Origin of the sequence: Companilactobacillus nantensis DSM 16982 (genome assembly GCF_001435815.1) — a bacterium.
In the GTDB taxonomy this organism is placed as follows: Bacteria; Bacillota; Bacilli; order Lactobacillales; family Lactobacillaceae; genus Companilactobacillus; species Companilactobacillus nantensis.
The window spans coordinates 1-19,681 of the sequence record NZ_AZFV01000039.1 but is presented as its reverse complement, the minus strand read 5'-3'; the positions used below and the strand labels follow the sequence as shown (position 1 = coordinate 19,681).

General features: G+C 36.8%; 18 protein-coding genes and 1 riboswitch. Of the genes, 4 read left to right on the top strand and 14 right to left on the bottom strand.

The features are described from left to right. Nucleotides 1-65: 65 nt before the first annotated feature. The 12 genes from thiT to FD31_RS12405 all read right to left on the bottom strand — a co-directional run bounded on the left by thiT (nt 66) and on the right by FD31_RS12405 (nt 14,900). Nucleotides 66-647, bottom strand: a complete 582-nt coding sequence (gene thiT / locus FD31_RS12460) for an energy-coupled thiamine transporter ThiT (protein WP_057893113.1) — start codon at nt 645-647, stop codon at nt 66-68. A 49-nt stretch (nt 648-696) separates the two neighbouring features. Then, a riboswitch (TPP riboswitch) is annotated at nt 697-798 on the bottom strand. Nucleotides 799-830: 32 nt separating this feature from the next. Next, nucleotides 831-1,628: a septum site-determining protein MinD gene (gene minD / locus FD31_RS12455; RefSeq protein ID WP_057893112.1), complete on the bottom strand. Its 798-nt coding sequence runs from the start codon at nt 1,626-1,628 to the stop codon at nt 831-833. A 2-nt stretch (nt 1,629-1,630) separates the two neighbouring features. Further along, on the bottom strand, nt 1,631-2,299 hold the full coding sequence (locus FD31_RS12450) for a septum site-determining protein MinC (protein WP_057893111.1): 669 nt from the start codon (nt 2,297-2,299) through the stop codon (nt 1,631-1,633). Further along, nucleotides 2,296-2,838, bottom strand: a complete 543-nt coding sequence (gene mreD, locus FD31_RS12445; RefSeq protein WP_057893110.1) for a rod shape-determining protein MreD — start codon at nt 2,836-2,838, stop codon at nt 2,296-2,298. The genes FD31_RS12450 and mreD overlap by 4 nt, the downstream gene beginning before the upstream one ends. Continuing rightward, the gene (mreC, locus tag FD31_RS12440) at nt 2,838-3,698 is read right to left on the bottom strand and encodes a rod shape-determining protein MreC (protein WP_057893109.1); all 861 of its coding nucleotides are present in this window, start codon (nt 3,696-3,698) and stop codon (nt 2,838-2,840) included. Before mreC ends, mreD begins: the two co-directional genes overlap by 1 nt. Nucleotides 3,699-3,884: 186 nt before the next feature. Then, on the bottom strand, nt 3,885-4,886 hold the full coding sequence (locus tag FD31_RS12435; protein ID WP_057893108.1) for a rod shape-determining protein: 1,002 nt from the start codon (nt 4,884-4,886) through the stop codon (nt 3,885-3,887). Between the two features lie 94 nt (nt 4,887-4,980). Continuing rightward, entirely contained in the window at nt 4,981-5,619 is a 639-nt protein-coding gene (gene radC, locus FD31_RS12430) for a RadC family protein (protein ID WP_057893107.1), read from the bottom strand. Between the two features lie 9 nt (nt 5,620-5,628). Next, nucleotides 5,629-6,894 (bottom strand): bifunctional folylpolyglutamate synthase/dihydrofolate synthase, encoded by a 1,266-nt coding sequence (locus FD31_RS12425; protein WP_057893106.1) that lies wholly within the window; start codon nt 6,892-6,894, stop codon nt 5,629-5,631. Between the two features lie 465 nt (nt 6,895-7,359). Continuing rightward, on the bottom strand, nt 7,360-10,008 hold the full coding sequence (locus FD31_RS12420; RefSeq protein ID WP_057893105.1) for a valine--tRNA ligase: 2,649 nt from the start codon (nt 10,006-10,008) through the stop codon (nt 7,360-7,362). A 755-nt stretch (nt 10,009-10,763) separates the two neighbouring features. After that, nucleotides 10,764-11,981 (bottom strand): tRNA uracil 4-sulfurtransferase ThiI, encoded by a 1,218-nt coding sequence (gene thiI, locus FD31_RS12415; protein ID WP_057893104.1) that lies wholly within the window; start codon nt 11,979-11,981, stop codon nt 10,764-10,766. 9 nt (nt 11,982-11,990) lie between these two features. Beyond that, the gene (locus FD31_RS12410) at nt 11,991-13,136 is read right to left on the bottom strand and encodes a cysteine desulfurase family protein (RefSeq protein WP_057893103.1); all 1,146 of its coding nucleotides are present in this window, start codon (nt 13,134-13,136) and stop codon (nt 11,991-11,993) included. 75 nt (nt 13,137-13,211) lie between these two features. Beyond that, nucleotides 13,212-14,900, bottom strand: coding sequence for a septation ring formation regulator EzrA (locus tag FD31_RS12405; RefSeq protein WP_083483678.1), 1,689 nt, complete (start codon nt 14,898-14,900; stop codon nt 13,212-13,214). Between the two features lie 868 nt (nt 14,901-15,768). On the opposite strand from FD31_RS12405, the gene rpsD reads away from it, so the two are divergent. Beyond that, nucleotides 15,769-16,380 carry a 30S ribosomal protein S4 gene (gene rpsD, locus FD31_RS12400; protein ID WP_057893102.1) on the top strand — a complete coding sequence of 204 codons (612 nt, stop codon included), beginning with the start codon at nt 15,769-15,771 and terminating at the stop codon, nt 16,378-16,380. Between the two features lie 136 nt (nt 16,381-16,516). On the opposite strand, the gene FD31_RS12395 is transcribed toward rpsD, so the two are convergent. Continuing rightward, entirely contained in the window at nt 16,517-16,684 is a 168-nt protein-coding gene (locus FD31_RS12395; protein WP_157049169.1) for a hypothetical protein, read from the bottom strand. A gap of 89 nt (nt 16,685-16,773) precedes the next feature. Beyond that, nucleotides 16,774-17,370, bottom strand: a complete 597-nt coding sequence (locus tag FD31_RS12390; protein ID WP_057893100.1) for a DUF1054 family protein — start codon at nt 17,368-17,370, stop codon at nt 16,774-16,776. 51 nt (nt 17,371-17,421) lie between these two features. Here FD31_RS12390 and FD31_RS12385 point away from each other — a divergent pair, with 51 nt between their 5' ends. The 3 genes from FD31_RS12385 to FD31_RS12375 all read left to right on the top strand — a co-directional run bounded on the left by FD31_RS12385 (nt 17,422) and on the right by FD31_RS12375 (nt 19,555). Further along, nucleotides 17,422-18,726 carry a replication-associated recombination protein A gene (locus FD31_RS12385; RefSeq protein WP_057893099.1) on the top strand — a complete coding sequence of 435 codons (1,305 nt, stop codon included), beginning with the start codon at nt 17,422-17,424 and terminating at the stop codon, nt 18,724-18,726. Beyond that, the gene (locus FD31_RS12380) at nt 18,716-18,994 is read left to right on the top strand and encodes a hypothetical protein (RefSeq protein WP_057893098.1); all 279 of its coding nucleotides are present in this window, start codon (nt 18,716-18,718) and stop codon (nt 18,992-18,994) included. Before FD31_RS12385 ends, FD31_RS12380 begins: the two co-directional genes overlap by 11 nt. 87 nt (nt 18,995-19,081) lie before the next feature. Next, a complete protein-coding gene (locus FD31_RS12375; RefSeq protein WP_057893097.1) occupies nt 19,082-19,555 on the top strand; it encodes a universal stress protein in 474 nt (157 codons plus the stop codon). The last annotated feature ends 126 nt before the right edge of the window (nt 19,556-19,681 follow it).

The window sequence follows — 19,681 nt, the reverse complement described above, 5'->3', positions numbered from 1 at the left end:
TGGCTCGAGCCGGTCCCCACAGCAACCAAATTTTCTTGCATCCAGAGACGGAATACTACTAATATCTAATTTTTAACGATAATCAATTGCTTGAAGACACGATTCAATACAATCACTAGTACTGTCAACATAATCATATTGGCTACAAAACTACCGCCATTAATTACCAATGAATAAATCCACGGATTCATGTTCTTTGGTGCATACATCCCCCAGTAAATACCACCAGCTAGGAAATGGAAGAAATACTTGGCGAAAAAGCCAATTGCTGAATAAAATAAAATCAACCCCATCGCATTTTTACCACGGTTAATAGCGTCTTTAACTGGTTTACTACCAAGTCCGACTAGACCAACCACGCAAAATGCTACTGGAAACTCAACGAATCCTTGTAATGGGTTCAAAACGCTACCCTTACTGATTCCGAATAGTAGCATATCTGCTATTCCCCATACTAAACCAGCAATTAAGCCTGCTCTTAGGCCTCGACGCAATGCATAAATTGCCATTGGAATTAATCCGTAGACAAATTCAATCGCCGAAACTCCCGTTGTATGTGGTACAAAAGATAATGCCAACGCCAAAGCAGTTATTATCGCCCCTTCGGTAATAACGATCAACTCGTTATTTTTACCAACATTAGTCATAAAAAAAGAACTCCCTTCTGATTTTAGCCATCACAAGAGAGTTCGAGCGTCTGCTTGAACAACACTATCCCTACGCATGCATTAACATAACAGGTTTAAAGGGTCTGAACAAAATGTTCACTCTCAGCCAAAGGCTCCCCCTGTGTTGACTTATTCAATTACAAAAGAATTGTACCATAGAGCTTATTTTCTACCAAACACCTTGCCCCAAAAGCCAATTTTTTTTGTATGATCAGACAAATTCAATGGAATATTTTCACCTAACATGCGTCGGGCAATATTTTGATAACTGTGACCTGCATCACTGTCATTATCAAAAACAACTGTCCTACCTGCGTTAGATGCCGAGATTACTTTATCTTCATCAATAACAATTCCCAACAAAGGAATTCCTAAATGGTTAACAATATCATCAATTTTCATTGAAGTACCATCATTAATCATATTTTTACGAATCCGATTAATAATCAAGTGTGGTGTCACGGGCATGTTCATACTCTCAAGAATACCAACTACTCGATCAGCATCACTCACAGAAGCAACTTCAGGATTAGTAACTACTAAAGCACCATCAGCAATTGAAACTGCATTTTGAAAGCCATATTCAATCCCAGCTGGACAATCAATCATCACGAAATCAAAACGTTGTTTCAATTCATTAATAATATTGCCGACTGAATCTTTATCCAAGACATATTTATCAGCAAATTGTGACGCCGCTAATAAATACAAATTGTCTTCAAAACGTGGGTCGCGAACTAAAGCTTGTGATACGACCACACGATGTTGAGCCACATCAACAATATCGTAAACGATTCGATTAGTTAATCCCATAACTGCATCTAGATTGCGCAAACCGATATCTAAATCGACCATGCAGACTTTTTTTCCGAGGCTTGCCAAGACAGTACTAACATTTGCAGTCGTAGTAGTTTTGCCAACTCCGCCTTTTCCAGAAGTTACAACTATTGATATCCCCATAGCTAACCTGTCCTTTTTCTTAAATCATTTAATCTATCTTTATAATTCGTTAAATCATCAACACTGATAGAATGCAAATCATCAATATATGCAAACTTACCAGCTTGAAACTCCTCTTTATTATCGTCCGTAACAATTTCAATCACATCAGCAATTCGTAACTGATCAACATCTTTTAAGTTTCCAAAGATAGCGGCATTAGTATTGTCTGGATAACCAGCTTGTACAATACCGTTGACTTCGCCCAAGATATAAATCGAACCAGTTGTACAAATTTGTGCATCTCGATGCAATGTCCCCAAGAAAATCAAATCACCTTCGTAATCTAATTTTTGACCACTGCGAACAATTCCTGATTCAATATTAGTCTTATTAGCGTTTAAAATCTCTGTAACTTTAGCTTTGTCTTCAACATCAGACTGAATGTCTTTCAATTCTAATTGTGGATATTGATCAAAGAATTCTCTAATACCATCTTTTTGTTCATCAGTCAAAAGACGGCGACCGGTCTTAACAGTAAAATAAATGACATCATCATTTTCATTGGTTGATTCAACGTTTTGCTGCATAATCATTTCTTTTAACTTTTTAAATGCATTAACGTAATTAGCTTTATCATCCATTAAAACGGAAAAGCCATTTTTATCACCCTTTAAAATGATATCTCTCATTTATTATCCCTCCGATATTTCACCAGCCACTCGGACAAATTATTCAATGGAATATAAAGGATAAAGAAGACCACAATATTCCAAAGCAACGTTGGTCCCAACGTATACGTGATGAAATCAAAAACACTTGTATTAGTCTGTTGCAACAATCTTTCCAACAGATAAATACCTGATTGTAAAAATGTCAGCGACAAGAAGTAAATTGATAACTCATAACCTAAATTATTTTTAACTAGTAAAAACTTAAAATGATCAATACCGACCATTAGTAGTGGTAATAAGATTGTATAAAGACCAATGATTCCATAATAATACGAATCATAAATCAAACCAAAAACCACTCCGTAAGTAATCAATTGACGACGATTATCAATCCGCATTGTTAGCATCACGATCATCATCAACATCAATTGTGGCAAAATAGCGACGGTAGCATGATTCATATTATTCAAAAAGGCCCATTTCATTAAACCATCAAGGTAAAATGCTAGAAAAATGAATAATACTTGGCCGACGATCTTTCGATTTTTAATGTCCATTACTTTTCACCATTAACAGATGACTTAATAACTGTAACAACAGTAAAGTTACGTAATTCAGCAGCTGGAGTAATATAAACCGAATTTGTCATTCCGTAATTATCCTTCTTAATTCCGTAAACTTTTCCAATATACAATCCACGTGGTGTTAAACCACCTAAACCAGATGTGATGACGCTTTGGCCTTTTTTGATATTCTTTGTAGAATTAACATTTTCCATTACTAGATCACCAGTTGAACTATCATAACGACTGACAACTCCGGTAATGTTTTTATTGTCGCCCACAATTTCAGCAGCAAACTTATCATTCAATTCATTATCAGTTGAAATTAATTCAACCTTAGAACTAACTTTATCAACTTCAACGATTCGACCAATCAAACCGCGACCAGACATAACAGGCATGTCTTTTTTAATACCACTTGTTTGACCACGGTTGATTGTTAAATAACTTTGCCAACTACTTGGTGAACGTGACAAAACAGATGCATTAACTGTCGTATAGTCAGTCAACGAACCAGTTAGTTTTAACTCTTGTTTGAGTTTTTTGTTTTCATCTTGAACTACTTCTAATTTAGCCTGATTTTGTGCTAATTCACCAATTCTGGCTTTGAGACGTTTGTTTTCAGAATATGTGTTATACAAATCAGAGAATTCTGAGGTAGCATTTTTAACAGCATTCGTTGGGTAGGCAAATACACCCCCGACGACACTGACGACATCATTACCGACTTGTTGAACAACTGGTGGCGTACTCTTCTTATCACGGATATTGACCGTAACTGCCAGCAGTCCAAAAGTAACGATAATAAGTATCATTAAAATAATTAATTTTTTATTTGAAAAAAACTTTTGCATTGCTTCCTCCTAGTAGATCAGATAACCAAAGGTTATGCCGAATAAGGCATTCATCTAATTGAATAACAATCCATATTCACAACTTACTCCATGAATTGCGATAAACCAATACAATTTATCAATCAATTAATATGATTTTATTATTTTTTAATCTTTAGTCAAATAAAAAAACGGGAATTAACCCGCTTATTTTTGGCGACGCATTACATCGATATTTTTAAGTGATTCACCAGTACCGATGGCCACACAATCTAGTGGGTCTTGAGCAATGAATACAGGAACTCCCGTTGCTTCGGATATTACTTCTGGTAAGTGATGCAATAAGGCACCACCACCAGTAAGAACGATACCATGATCGATAACATCGGCGGCAATTTCAGGAGAAGTTTCCTCAAGAGTTTCTTTAATTGTTTCAATGATCTCTTCAACGTTTTCGTGAATGGCTGTAGCAATGTCTTCACCTGACAATTGAACTGTCTTAGGTAAACCTGTAACCAAGTCACGTCCACGAATTTGCATTGATTCGATTTCTTTTGATTTTTCGATTGATGCAGAGCCAATTTGAATCTTAACGTCTTCAGCTGTTCTTTCACCAATTTGAAGGTTGAAGTTTGACTTAATATATGCAGAAATTGATTCGTCAAACTTATCACCCGCAACACGGATTGAACGTGATGAAACGATGCCACCTAATGAGATTGTAGCAACATCAGTTGTACCACCACCAATATCAACGACCATGTTACCTGTTGGATCCATAACTGGAAGTCCAGCACCAATAGCAGCTGCAAATGGTTCTTCAATTACATAAGCTTCACGAGCACCGGCATGTTGTGTAGCTTCGATAACGGCACGCTTTTCAACTTCTGTAACACCACTAGGAACACAAACCATAACTGATGGCTTTGAGTTGTTAGCTGTCTTTTCGATGAAATACTTCATCATGGCTGCTGTTGTGTCGTAATCGGCGATAACACCATCACGCATTGGACGAATTGCAGAAATACTACCCGGTGTACGACCAATCATTTCACGTGCATCTGAACCAACTGCAACGATTTCTCCAGTGTTATTATTCTTTGCAACAACTGAAGGTTCATTTAAAACTATACCTTTTCCTTCAGCATAAACTAGAGTATTTGCAGTTCCCAAGTCTATACCGAGCTTCTTTGATCCAATACCAAACAATTTATTTTCTCTCCTTTAAAGTACACACCACATTTTACGCTAAACAAAATTATATCATAGAAAACGTCGATTTAAAGTGCGACGAAATCATATCCTAAATTAAATTTAAACTCTTCAGACTAGAATATGCTTTTTTCGTAACAATTAGGTGATCGATTAAGTTTATTCCTATTAATTGACAGCCTTTTTTGAGTCGTAAACTAAACTCTTGATCATTCTGTGAAAACATCAACGAACCATTCGGATGATTGTGAGCAACAATGAGTTGTGTCGCTGACATCTGAATAGCCTCACGTAAAATATCTCGCGGATGAACTGTTGCTTGATCAACTGTACCAATAAAAATAATCTTTTCGTCGATTACATGATAACTATTATTTAAATAAACAGCTACTAGTTGCTCCTGTGGGGTGTTTCCTATTTTATTTATTAAATGTTGTCCAACTTCATCTACGGAAACAATCTTTTCGGATAATGTATCAGCCTGAATCTTTCGACTTCCTAATTCAAGCGCAGCCATCACTTTACAAGCCTGGGCCACTCCTATACCATTAAACGCCATTAATTGCTCTAAGCTCAAATCTAAACCCCCAGAATCACAAATAATTTTCTGGGATAAGTCTAAAACGGAATTTTGCTTAGTTCCGTTGCCGATAATCACGGCTAATAATTCTTCATTTTTTAAAGTACTGACACCATAAGCTAGAATTTTTTCTCTTAAATTTATCATCATACTTTCAAACTACGAGAAATAATTTTCTAAGTCTGAAACTAAATAAAACGAACCGGTTACTAATAATAATTGGTTCTGATTCATATCCTTTAAAATTTTCTGTAATTCTTGACGATAATTTTCAATAAAGGAAACATTCGAATATTGTGATAAATTATAATCACTAGCCGTAGCTGAACGCGCCATATCAAGCTTAGTTATATAAATATGTCCAACCTTTGGTGCCAATTCTTCCAGGATTTCATGACGATCCTTATCTTTCATTCCAGCGTACAAAACAATTATATCCTTATTTTCATAATTTTTTATCAAAGAATTGATTAAATTGTAAATTGCTGAAATATTATGTGCTCCATCCATCAAAACTAACGGTTCTTTTTGCACAATTTGTGCCCGACCAGGCAAGTGATTTTTATCTAAATTAGTAATAATCAACTTATCTGTTGCTGTCGCTTGATGAATTCTTTGATAGAGCAAGAATGCTTGAATAGCTAGCGAAGCATTCATTGCCGTTGTTTTTTCAAACCCTTGGCAATGAATCCCCTCTACTGTTACTTTATCATCATAATATGTAAACGAAACATCAAAATCATTATTTTTATAATTTCTTATACCAAAATCCTGTCCAAACTCAAACATAGGGCTATTTTCAGACGTTGCAGTTGTTTCAACAATCGATTGAACTGAATCATGCAAGTAACCAGTTATGATTGGTCTTTCTGGTTTGATAATACCTGCTTTTTCCTTGGCAATATCTTGAATTGTCGGTCCAATTAATTTCTCATGATCTAAATCTATCGAAGTGATAATTGAAAGAACTGGTGTAATGACATTAGTTTTATCATGCTTAGCACCAATTCCAGCTTCAATAACTGCCACATCGACACGCCCACGGAAATAAAAATAACCCAAAATAGTTACAAATTCAAATTCAGCTAACGGAATATCACCAATTTTATCCTTCAAATAATTCACATCATCAAGCAAATCATTATCTGAGATATATTGATGATTGATTTGAATCCGTTCATTGAAACGAGTGATAAACGGCGAAGTAAACATCCCCACACGTTTACCAGTGCCTTCAAGCAAATTAGCTAAAAAGTTAGTCGTTGAACCTTTACCATTCGTACCAGTAATGTGAATCGTTTCATAATCATTTTGAGGATCGCCCAAGCGGTGCAAAGCTTGTTTAATATTACCAAGATCATTGGTCCGCTGAAATTTTGGTAAAGCATGAATATAATCTACTGCAGCTTGATAACTTTCTAACAATTTAATCGCTCCAATTTTTTTATACTAGGATGCCGCTTCCAAGAGCAAGAAATTTAGGTCGCTATGGGGACCGGTTCGAGCCAAAGAGCGGTCTCGAACCTCGATTTTGAACCTTGCACAAACCGCGAATTTCAAAACTCGTCCCGTGGTGTAGGCGCTAAAGCGCCAACGCCACCTTCACAGCGACCTAAATTCTTGCTCTTTCCAGCTACTTCTTTGTTAATGAATGACAATTTGTAATAGTTTTACCATGATTACCTAGAAAAACAGGTTATATCTATGCTTTAAATTTACTAAATCGCACAAAGAATTAACTAACATCACGCGTTAACTAATAATTATACAGTCATTCTGTTTATAAAACCGATAAATTAATCGCTATTTCTAAGCTCTTGAAACGGCATACTTCAAATAAAAAAGGGAGCAGACTTCTGTCTTCCCCCCTTTTCATTATATACTCAAATATTATTGATTATCTTTGAGTTGTTGAATTCTTTGTTGAACTTTAGCTTGACGTGATTGATAATCAGCTAATTTTTCTTTTTGTTCATTAACAACCTTTTCAGGTGCTTTATCAACAAAGTTCTTGTTTGACAACTTCTTGTCTAAACGAGTAATTTCTTGATCTAACTTCTTCATTTCTTCATCTTGACGAGCAATTTCTTCATCAATGTCAATTAATTCTGCCAATGGAACGTATAGTTCTGCTCCATTTGTGACAGCTGTCATTGCTAAGGCTGGTGCCTTCAAGTCAGTTGCTACATTTAGTTCCTTAGGATGCATGAAACGGTCAATGTATTCTTCGTTGTTCAAGATAATAGCTTTAACTTTTTCATCTTGTGGCTTGATCATGATATCAACAGCCTTAGACATTGGTGCATTGGCTTCCAAACGAATCTTTCTTGAAGACTTAATTAAGTCGATCAAGATATCCATTTGATCCATCGCATCTGTGTTGTCTAATTCTACATGATATTCAGGATACTTGGCATGCATGATTGTCTTGCCGTTATGAGGCATTGTCAACCAAATCTTTTCAGTAACGAATGGCATGATTGGGTGCAAAAGACGAAGTGTTTGATCAAGTACGTATGTCAAAATCATCTTCTTTTGTTTCTTAGCTGCTTCATCGTCACCAGTAAGTGTTGCCTTACTCATTTCGATATACCAGTCACAGAAATCATTCCAAATGAAGTTATACAAGCTACGGCCAACTTCACCAAATTCAAAGTTGTCCATCAAACGACTTACTTCTTTAACAGTGGTATTTAATTTTGCCAAAATCCACTTATCAGAAAGATCATATGTCGTTACCTGTGAAAGATCATCCATAGCTGGAGTATCATCGTCAAGGTTCATAATAACGTAACGTGATGCATTCCAGATCTTATTGATAAAGTTCCAAGCTGAATCCATCTTGTCATAACTAAAACGAGTATCTTGTCCTGGTGTTGAACCATTCATCAAGAACCAACGTAATGCATCAGCACCATACTTTTGAATCACGTCCATTGGGTCAATCCCGTTACCAAGTGATTTACTCATCTTACGACCCTGTTCATCACGAATTAAACCATGAATAACAACGTGATTGAAGGGTTTTTTGCCAGTAAACTTCAAACTTTGGAAAATCATTCTTGAAACCCAGAAGAAGATAATGTCATAACCAGTAACTAAAGTATTAGTTGGGAAATAACGCTTATAATCTTCAGCGTTTTCGTCAGGCCAACCCATTGTTGAAAATGGCCAAAGTGCACTTGAGAACCATGTATCAAGTACATCTGATTCTTGAGTCCAGTTTTCAATATCTTTAGGAGCTTCTTCACCAACATAAGTTTCACCAGTTTGTTTGTTATACCAAGCTGGAATTTGGTGTCCCCACCATAGTTGACGTGAAATAACCCAATCATGGACGTTTTCCATCCATTGTGTAAATGTGTCTTCAAAACGGTCAGGAACAAATTTTACTTTATCATCAGTTTGTTGTTGTTTTAGAGCCATTTCTGCTAACGGCTTCATCTTAACGAACCATTGGGTTGAAAGTCTTGGTTCAACTTGAACACCAGAACGTTCTGAGTGACCAACACTGTGAACATAAGGTTCGATGTTAATCATATAACCTGCATCTTGCAAGTCTTTAACGATAGCTTTACGAGCTTCAAAACGATCCATGCCGTTATACTTACCAGCATTTTCATTCATTGTTCCGTCAGCGTTCATTGTGTTGATACGTTTAAGATCATGTCTGTTACCAACAGCAAAGTCATTAGGGTCATGGGCTGGAGTGATTTTAACCATACCAGTACCAAACTCCTTATCAACATAATGGTCGGTAATAATAGGAATTTTACGATCAACTAATGGTACAACGATTTCCTTACCAACAATATCTTTATAACGGTCATCATCAGGTGCAACAGCAACAGCTACATCACCAAACATTGTTTCTGGACGTGTTGTGGCAATTTCGATAAAGCCTGAACCATCAGCATATGGGTACTTAACATGATAGAAAGCACCTTGATCGTCTTGGTGAATAACTTCAATATCTGACAAAGCAGTTTGTAGTTGTGGATCCCAATTGATGATGTATTCACCACGGTAAATCAAGCCTTCGTTATATAACTTTACAAAGACCTTACGAACAGCCTTTGATAGACCTTCATCCAAGGTAAATCTTTCACGTGAGTAATCAAGTGATAAACCTAATTTACCCCACTGTGATTTGATAATTGAAGCAAATTCATCTTTCCATTTCCAAACTTCATCAACGAATTTTTCACGGCCAAGGTCATAACGCGTTACACCTTGTTCACGTAATTTAGCTTCGACCTTAGCTTGAGTAGCGATACCAGCATGATCCATACCTGGTAAATACAAAGTATCGTAACCTTGCATACGTTTGTAACGAATCAAAGTATCTTGAATCGTTGTATCCCAAGCGTGACCCAAATGCAATTTACCAGTAACATTTGGTGGTGGGATAACGATTGAATATGGTTTAGCTTTCTTGTCGCCAGAAGGTTTGAAATCATCATCATCAAGCCAAGCTTGGTAACGTCCCTCTTCGACTTCTTGTGGATTGTATTTCGTATCCATGTCGATTTCTCTCATAGTTAATTCTCCCTTTTTAAATTTATTTATCATTAATTTAAGATGCGGCAGTTTTCGTTGTATTCCGCCTCTGATTACGAAAAATTTAGGCTGTTGTGGGGAACGGTTCGAGCCAAAATACGGTCTTGGACCTCGATTTTGAACTTCGCAAAGTACGTGAATTTCAAAACCCGTCCTGTGGTGTAGGATTAAAGTCCCAACGCCACCTGCACTGCTGCCAAAATTTCTCGTACCCAGAGACTAAGTTATTATAAATTCAAAATATTAATCTAATTAACATTAAAAATCAGAAGTAACAAAACCTACCACTAATAACTTAGCTGGAGGTTGCCAGTGCTATAAGTACGCTGTGCAGGTGGCGTTAGGGCTTTAGCCCTTACACCACGGGGCGACTTTGGAGACTTGCTGGTTTTGCAAGGCTTCAAAGCGAGGCGCGAGACCTTGGCTCGCACCGGTCCCCATAGCGTGCTTATAGCACTGGCAACCTCCGGCGGCACCCCCAAGAAACAAAAAAAGACTTCATCCCTAATAGGACGAAGTCTTCGCGGTACCACCTAAATTAAGAGTCTGATTGACTCTTCACTCAACAGATAACGGTGGCCCGATCATAATTATGATAGCTCACAGGTAACAGTTTCCCAGTTCGATTCGGCAATTCTCAACAACATGCCTTCTCTGAAATCTAGCTGCAAAACACTCCCGCTCAAAGCTGATATTTTGATGATAAATCATAAATCAATAAACGTCAATTAATTTTATAGCAAACTACTGATGTTTTCTTGATCACTTTCCATAAACTTGTCGCCATGTTCGATGGTTGTAATCTTGATACCATCCATTGAACGCTGAATCAAGCCATCAATATCGAGTGAACTTTCAAACTTACGTGTCTTTTCAATATTTGGACGTGTCTTTGGTGAAGGTGGAGCAAAGACTGTACAGCAGTCTTCGAATGGTTGGATTGAAAGATTGAATGTATCAATCTTTTCTGCTAAACGAATAATTTCTGTCTTATCCATTGTGGCAACTGGACGCAAGATTGGTGTTGTTGTCACATCGTTGATTGCGGCCATACTTTCCAATGTTTGTGAGGCAACTTGACCAACAGCTTCACCATTAAAAATGGCTAAACCATGACGTTTTTCACGAATCAAATCTGTCAATCGTAGCATAAAACGACGTTGAATCGTCATCAAGTAACCTTCTGGCACACTTGACTTAATTGTTTCTTGAATCTCAGCAAATGGTACTTCAATAAAGTTGATATTACCACCAAAGGCAGTCAACTTCGAAGTCAATTCTTTAGCCTTATTCAAAGCTTGTTCTGATGTATATGGTGGACTGAAGAAGTGAACCATTTCAATATCAACACCACGCTTCATAGCTAAATAACCAGCAACAGGTGAATCGATTCCACCAGAAAGCATCAACATAGCTTTACCGGCTGTACCAACTGGTAAACCACCTGCACCTTTAACGGTAAGGTATGACAAGTAAATTCCATCTTGACGAACTTCAACCGAAATCTTAATATCAGGTTTCTTCATTTCAACGTCAATTTCTGGGAACTCGTCACAAATTGCATCCCCTAGTTGGAGATTAATTTGGTTAGTATCAAGTGGATAGGCGTGGTCAGAACGTTTTGTTCCAACTTTGAAACTCATGCCGGGTTTATAAGCTTCGTGCATCATTTCAATGGCTTTTTTCTTAACATCTTCAAAATCACGGGAAACTTTAACACTCAATGAGAAAGTTTGGATTCCAAAAACATTCTTAAGTTTTTCCATAACCGGCTTAGCATCAGTTCCGTTCAAATTGATGTGTAGACGGTCACGATGTGGTTGCATTCTAAGATCAGGAAAATCTTTCAAAACTTTAGCAACATTACCATGTAAACGGTCGATAAAGCTCTTACGATTTTTTCCCTTAGTTGATAGTTCGCCATAACGAACCATAATTTCAGTATATTCCATTTAAATCTCCTAATTCAAAATTTGGAAATGATCGTGAATCTCATCCAAATTCTTGATAAATTCATCCATTTCTTTTTCGGTATTACTTTCATCCAAGCTGACACGAACAGCACTAGTAGCCACATTTTCTTGGATATTCATTGCCTTCAATGTACCAGATTCAAGGCCTTTCTTTGATGAACAAGCGCTGGTTGTCGAAATATAAATATCTCGATCTTCAAACGTATGTACAACTGTTTCGCCACGAACACCATCAATCGTAAAACAGATGATATGTGGAGCAAAGTCTTCGCCAATTTGTGAAAAGACATGAACGTTGTCCATTCCCTTCAAATGATTGACCAACTTCTCTTTTAGTTGTTCCATCTTGGCAGCTTTACCAGCTTCGTTATCTTTCAACAAACGAATAGCTTTAGCCATACCTGCAATAGCAGGCGTATTTTCAGTCCCACTACGAAGGTTAGATTCTTGACCACCACCGGCCATCAATGGTTCGAGTTGCTTACCTTCTTTCATATAAATAAAGCCAATCCCACGGGGTGCATGGAACTTGTGACCGGAGAAGGTATAGAAATCAACACGTGGATCAATAAACTTCGATTGCAAGTTTTTACCAATTGCTTGAACAGCATCGACGTGATAACTGATACTTGGGTAATCTTGCAATACTTTTGCGACTTCATGAATTGGTTGAATCGCACCAATTTCATTATTGACAGCCATCGTTGAAACTAAAATTGTATCGTCTCTGATAGCATCCTTAACATCTTGAGCACTAATGTGACCGGATTTATCAACTGGTAAATAAGTTACATCAAAACCTAATTCTTCTAATTGATGCATCGTATTCATAATTGAAGGATGTTCAATTGAAGTTGTAATGATGTGTTTTCCAAATTCACGTTTCTTAAAAGCTGTCCCCTTGATGATCCAGTTGTTCCCCTCAGTACCACCACTGGTGAAGACGACTTCATCGCGTTTGAAACCCATTAGGTTTGCAATTTGCTTGCGAGATGTTTCTAGTAATTCGTAGGCTTTCAATCCTAACTTATGCAAACTAGAAGGATTACCGAAGTATTCTTGACTAGCAGCGTTATAAGTTTGTAGGACTGAATCATTAACCTTAGTTGTTGCACTATTATCAAAATATATCATTTTTGCCTCACCAAAATAAAAAGGCCCTAAAGGCCCAAAATTTTATCTATTATAATTTAACACACTTTTTGAAAATTATGAATTTATTGTCTCTTTGATTCGATCGACTGAGCCTGACTCAACTTCTTCAAGCGCCTTGGAAATAACCTCAACGGCGTCATTATAGTTGTAATCATCGTCAAACATCGAACGTGCACGAATCAACTGGTCACTAAATTCAGGATTTTTATTAGCATAACGGTTAGCATATTGAAGCAGCTTCTCAGCTAATTGAACGTTATACTTCAACTTCTTTGTTTTCTCTACTAAATTCTCGAGATCCTCTTGTGTCACAATAACTTGCTTGCTGATATCTTCCATATTAATACGGTCAGCATCAAGTTCGTCATACAATTTATTGATTTCGTCATAAACCATGTAAAAGTAATCCAAATAGTCATCAGGTAAACCGTTCAAACGAAGTTGTTCCATCATTTTCTTTTGAATTTCTAAACGTTTGGCATATTCATCAACACTGTTACGAGCAATTTGTTCACTTGAAAGCATTTGGTTAAGGTCATCGTTGATTGTCTTTTCACTAGCTTCAATATCATCCAACTTTTTAACAATTTCCTTAAAATCCAATCTAACTTGTGAGAAAATAACTTGCTTGTCAGCAATACTTTGGACGTCCGCATCGTATTCACGACGAATTTCGTTCAAGGTATCAAAGTTATTTTGGAACATATCAAGCGTCTTATCAGTTAAAATATAGCTCTCTTGCAACTTTTGAATTCGTTTATCCAAATGATTGTGTTGGAAAACGGCATGATTTAAATAGTCCAAAACTGGCTTTTGTTCCTTCAAAACATCACGTTTGCCATCAATTTCCAACGTCAATGTCTCATATAAGTCATCAATCCGTTGTTTAATATCTTCATTATTAGTATTTACGGCATCAAAATTCAGTTCGCCCAATTTAGTATTTGACTCATCTACTTCATGTTGTACGTCAGAAATCAATTGTACGATATCATCTGCAAACTTGAAATGTTGTTGATCAAGCTTTTGATAAACAAATTTAATCTCATCAATTTGACCGGGAAAGACTTCATTCAAGTCGTGGAAAAGTGGTTCAATGATTTTCAATTGATCCGTAATTAGACCGAGTTTAATTTTAACATCGTCCAAGCATTGACTGGCCTCAATATGGTCACCCTTTTGTGTCAATTGTTTTTCCTTATCTAATAAGTTAGCAATTTCTGAAAGCTCATCCTCTAGCTTGTCAGTAGCTGGACCATAACTGAATGACTGAGTCAAAACTTGTTTACGCAAAGTTTGATATTGATGTTGAAGTTCTTCGCTATGAGTAGCATTCAACTCATTACTAGCCAAGAGCTCGTCAAAGCCTTGTGAAACCTCACCGATTTTACCTTCAAAATCATTCATTTCTGTATTTAACTTTTTCAAATCATTAGCAGAACCAAATACTTTAAATTCAGTATTCTTATATTCTGCTGCTCGAATCTGCTTTAAAATATCGGAAAAGATATCATCAGTCTGCTTGTGATATTCTACTTTCAGCTGATTGAAGCGGTCATCACTGGCACCAGAGAGCTTCATCTTCTCTAATTTTTCTATTTTGTCATCTAATTGAGCCTTTTTTAACTCGTCTGTTCGTTCTTTATACTTATTAAGTGTGGAAGCATTACGTTTTTGCAAGAACCACATGTACCATAGGAAGAACAGAATGATTAAGATTATTCCAATAATAATTACAAACACATTTACACCCCTAATGACGATTCAGTCTTATCTTACAGAAATTATAACAAATATTAGTCCCATTATTGGAACTGTCCACTTTTCATAATAAAGTTTTAAACTATTGGTTTTGTGTATATTGAAATATGCCGTCTCCAGAACCGAAAAAAGCATGACTGGCTGTGCGGACCGGACTGAGCCAAGGTCTCAATCCTCGGTTTGAAGCCTTGCAAGCAAGTCTCCAAACACGCCCGGTGGTGTAAGAGCTGAAGCTCTAACGCCACTTTCACAGCCAGTCAAGCTTTCTCGGTTCTTCCGACTAGGTCTTTTTTATTTGCTACATATGTGATTTTTCAAATTCATACTATAATAATGTATCAAAATGAAATTTTATCATTCAAGTATTCACTTTATTAATGATGGATAGATATTAATTGAATTCATTCAAAACCATTTCTCCAAAAGTTGAAGGTTATAAATATTCTTTAAAGCCTGATAATCTAGCGATTTGGAATATAAAAGTAGTAATTACTGTGGGTTTATTTCTTATTCATCTATTATAGAAAGCAACGAATAGACTAGCCGGAAGGAACAAGAAATCGAGCTTCGAGACCGTTCTTTGGCTCGAGGCGGTCCCCATAGCGACCTAATTTTCTTGTTCCTGGAGGCGGAAACCTAAAATTACTTTGACATTAGTCTTCTATCACGGTATACTAGCTTTCGTGTAAAATATGCAGCAAAGAACGGCAAGAACGTCAACAGTTATCGACGATTTAGTTCAATTAGTAACCTGTGGCTGCACAAGGTGAAAAATGTAACGATAACTGCACGAATGCTAAGTTCTAGTTAATTATTTTACTCCAGACAAACATTTTGGAGGAATTTATTTATGTCAAGATATACAGGCCCACGTTGGAAATTATCACGTCGTTTAGGTATCTCACTTTCAGGTACTGGTAAGGAAATCGCTCGTAGAAACTATGCCCCAGGACAACATGGTCCAAATGGTGGTCGTCGTAAGATTTCTGAATACGGTCAACAATTAACTGAAAAGCAAAAGTTACGTTTCATGTATGATGTTAACGAACGTCAATTCCGTAACCTATTTAACCGTGCCGGTAAGATGGAAGGACTACATGGTATCAACTTGATGATCCTTCTTGAAACAAGATTGGATAACATGGTTTATCGTTTAGGTCTTGCAAGTTCACGTCCACAAGCTCGTCAACTTGTAAACCACGGTCACATCACAGTTGATGGCAAACGTGTTGATATCCCTTCATACGAAGTTAAAGTTGGTCAAAAGATCAGCCTTCGTGAAAAGTCAAAGGACCTTGCTATTGTTAAGGATAACCTTGAAAACGTTGTTGGTCGTCCTGGTTTCGTTACTTTCGATGACAACACATTGACAGGTTCACTAGTACGTAACCCAGAACGTGACGAACTAGAACCAAATATTGACGAATCATTGATTGTTGAATACTACAACCAAATCCTTTAATATTTGCGAAAAATACATTCACTTATTGGTGGATGTATTTTTTTTGTTCCCTTTTTACACGAAAACAGACTAAACTAAGAAATCTTATGATCTCTTAAATTTAGCCTGTTTTTTAGATTCTTATAACAATCTATTTTTATACTTTTAATTTTCCAATTACATTCAATACCAAAATCATCCCCACAATGGTTGAGGCCAATGCCCCCCACCACATAATGTCATATGTGGGAATAAAGAATAATTCGAAAAACGCCATTGTAATTAATATTCCGATCCAAAACTCAACTGATTTATACCATTTCATCTTGATCATCCCTTTAACTAACCCTATATTTACTTTCATTATAATAAATTTAGCTAGAAAATAAATACTAAAGCTCATTAAATTATTTATTATTCGACTTCTTGGTTGAATGAGACTAGAAACTTACTCAATTTCATAAACTTATCAATCAGTAGTTGATCGTAATTACCCTTTTGAACAAGCGGATCATCAACTTTCAATTCATACCCAATCACTAAATCACTTGATTTAACTTTTTCATAATGAGCAGCTACCTTTTCAAAATCAGTTGCTGGTTGTAAATCACTTGAAGTATGGTCATTTGACACACCCCAGCCCTCTGTTATGATTGTATCTTGGTGATCTTTTAAAAGCGGATAATAACCTGCTCGATTTTTGATATCTGCTAATAAACTAAAAGTTATGAAATAACGGTCTGGCCATAAGCCTAATTCTAAATGTGGAGTCTTTTTATAACCGCGTTTATCTTGATTTATCGCCAACCATGTATCAGGTGGCGGGTTTTTAGTTCGTCGCTGATGTTTAGCAATTTTCATATAGAACTGTTGCTGATATTCTTCTTCCAAACGTCGCATCAACTCAGAACCAATTTCTTCAAACTTTGGATCTAAGTTAGTTTTGATCAATTCTAGGCGTCCAGGCAGAGTCATATCTTCAAAAACTTTAAAATCATTTTTATCAAACATGTTCTCAATCCTTTGTTGTAAAATATACATATCAATTATATAGGAGGAGTTATGCAAAAACCACTAGCATATCGGATGCGTCCAACCAATATCGACGAAGTTGTCGGTCAACAGCATCTTGTTGGTCCTCATAAGATTATTCGTCGCATGGTTGAAGCTAAGATGTTATCTTCAATGATACTTTATGGTCCTCCTGGGATCGGAAAAACCAGTATTGCCAGCGCGATTGCTGGTAGTACAAAATATGCTTTCAGAATGCTCAATGCTGCTACTGATAGCAAAAAAGACTTACAAATTGTTGCTGCTGAAGCTAAAATGAGCGGCACTGTCGTCTTGATGTTAGATGAAATTCATCGGCTCGACAAAACTAAACAGGACTTTCTCTTGCCGCTATTAGAAAGTGGTTCCATCATTTTAATTGGTGCTACAACTGAAAATCCCTATATCAATATAAGCCCCGCTATTCGCTCGAGAGTCCAAATTTTTGAATTAAAGCCTCTCGATAGTGATGACCTGAAACACGCTGTTAAACGGGCTTTAAATGACAATCAGAACGGTTTAGGCAAGTACAACGTCAAATTAGATGAAAATGCTTTGGATTTATTGGTCAGTTCAACTAATGGCGACTTAAGAAGCATTCTAAACGGTTTGGAATTGTCAGTCATGTCGACTAAAGCTGCCGAAGATGGTTCAGTTCATATCGACTTGCAATCAATTGAGGAATCAGTACAAAGAAAGGCTATTTCATCTGATAAAGATGGTGACAGTCACTATGATGTAATGTCGGCTTTTCAAAAATCGATTCGTGGCAGTGATCCTGATGCTGCCTTACTCTACTTAGCTCGACTATTGGAAGCGGGCGATTTAACTTCCGCTATTCGGAGACTGATGATCTGTGCTTATGAAGATGTCGGTTTGGCTAATCCCCAAGCATGCGCTCGAGCAGTTCAGGCTGCTCAAGTAGCACAGATGGTTGGTTTACCAGAAGCACGTATTCCTTTAGCTGACGCAGTCATTGACTTGTGCCTCTGTCCGAAATCTAATTCTGGCATGGTGGCAATCGATAGTGCTTTAGACGATGTTCGCAATGGAAAAGCTAATTCTATTCCTGATGATCTGAAAGATGCACACTACTCAGGAGCCAAAAAACTCGGTCATGGTGTTGGTTATAAATTTCCACATGATTATCCCAACTCATGGGTCGATCAGCAATATTTACCTAACAATTTAATTAATAAAAAATATTACCAACCAAATAATACTGGTAAATATGAACAGGCCTTAAATTTAAGAATCCAACAAATACACGAATGGAAAATGAATTCAAAACGGAGTCCGAATAATTATGATAATTAAAATTTTAATGATCTTCTTTATTATTTTTTTACTAGCACTAGCCTATATCCTTTGGAGCCACAGTAGTGGGAAGTTTCTCATCTACTCACCTGATGAAAATCTAACTTTGAAAAACGTAATGCGCTTTACGGCTGGTTTACTAGTCTTAGTTGCCGTCATGGGAATCGTTATTGCCTTGATCGGTACTAAGGAAGCCAACTTCATCACGCTGCTACTAGGTAGTTTAATTGCGGCAGCCTTTTCAATTTATTTGGCAAATATTCGTTAAATCTTAACTGTTTACTGTATTTATTAGGCCAAATCAACTAAAATAAAGATATAAAAGAAGTAATATTACATTAACGGGGTGATACTTATGTTACAACAATATAAAAACATTCTCGTACCAATTGATGGTTCATTTGAGGCTGAGTTAGCTTTCAAGAAAGCGGTTGAAGTAGCCAAAAGAAACAAGGCTGCCATTCACTTAGTTCACGTTATTGATACTAGAGCTTTTCAAAACGTTTCTAGCTTCGATTCAACGATGGTTGAACAAATCACTGAAAAAGCTAAGGAAACAGTTAAGAGCTACGTTAAGACAGCTAAAGACGCTGGTCTTGAAGATATCGACTACAGCATTGAATACGGCGCACCTAAAGCAATCATTGCTACAGACTTCCCTAAGAAGCTAGGCGTTGACTTGATTATGATCGGTGCTACTGGTTTGAACGCTATGGAAAGATTACTAATTGGTTCAGTTACTGAATACGTTACAAGAACAGCTGCCTGCGATGTTTTAGTCGTTAGAACTGACCTTGATAACAAAACAATTAAGAAACCTAGAAAATAGTTTTATCAAAAATAAATGGCATTAAAAAAGAAGCGATAAGGATTTTCCTTATCTGCTTCTTTTTTTTGCTTTGATATATGCCGTCTACAGAAACGAGAAATGGTAACTGGCTGATCGAGTAGGAGG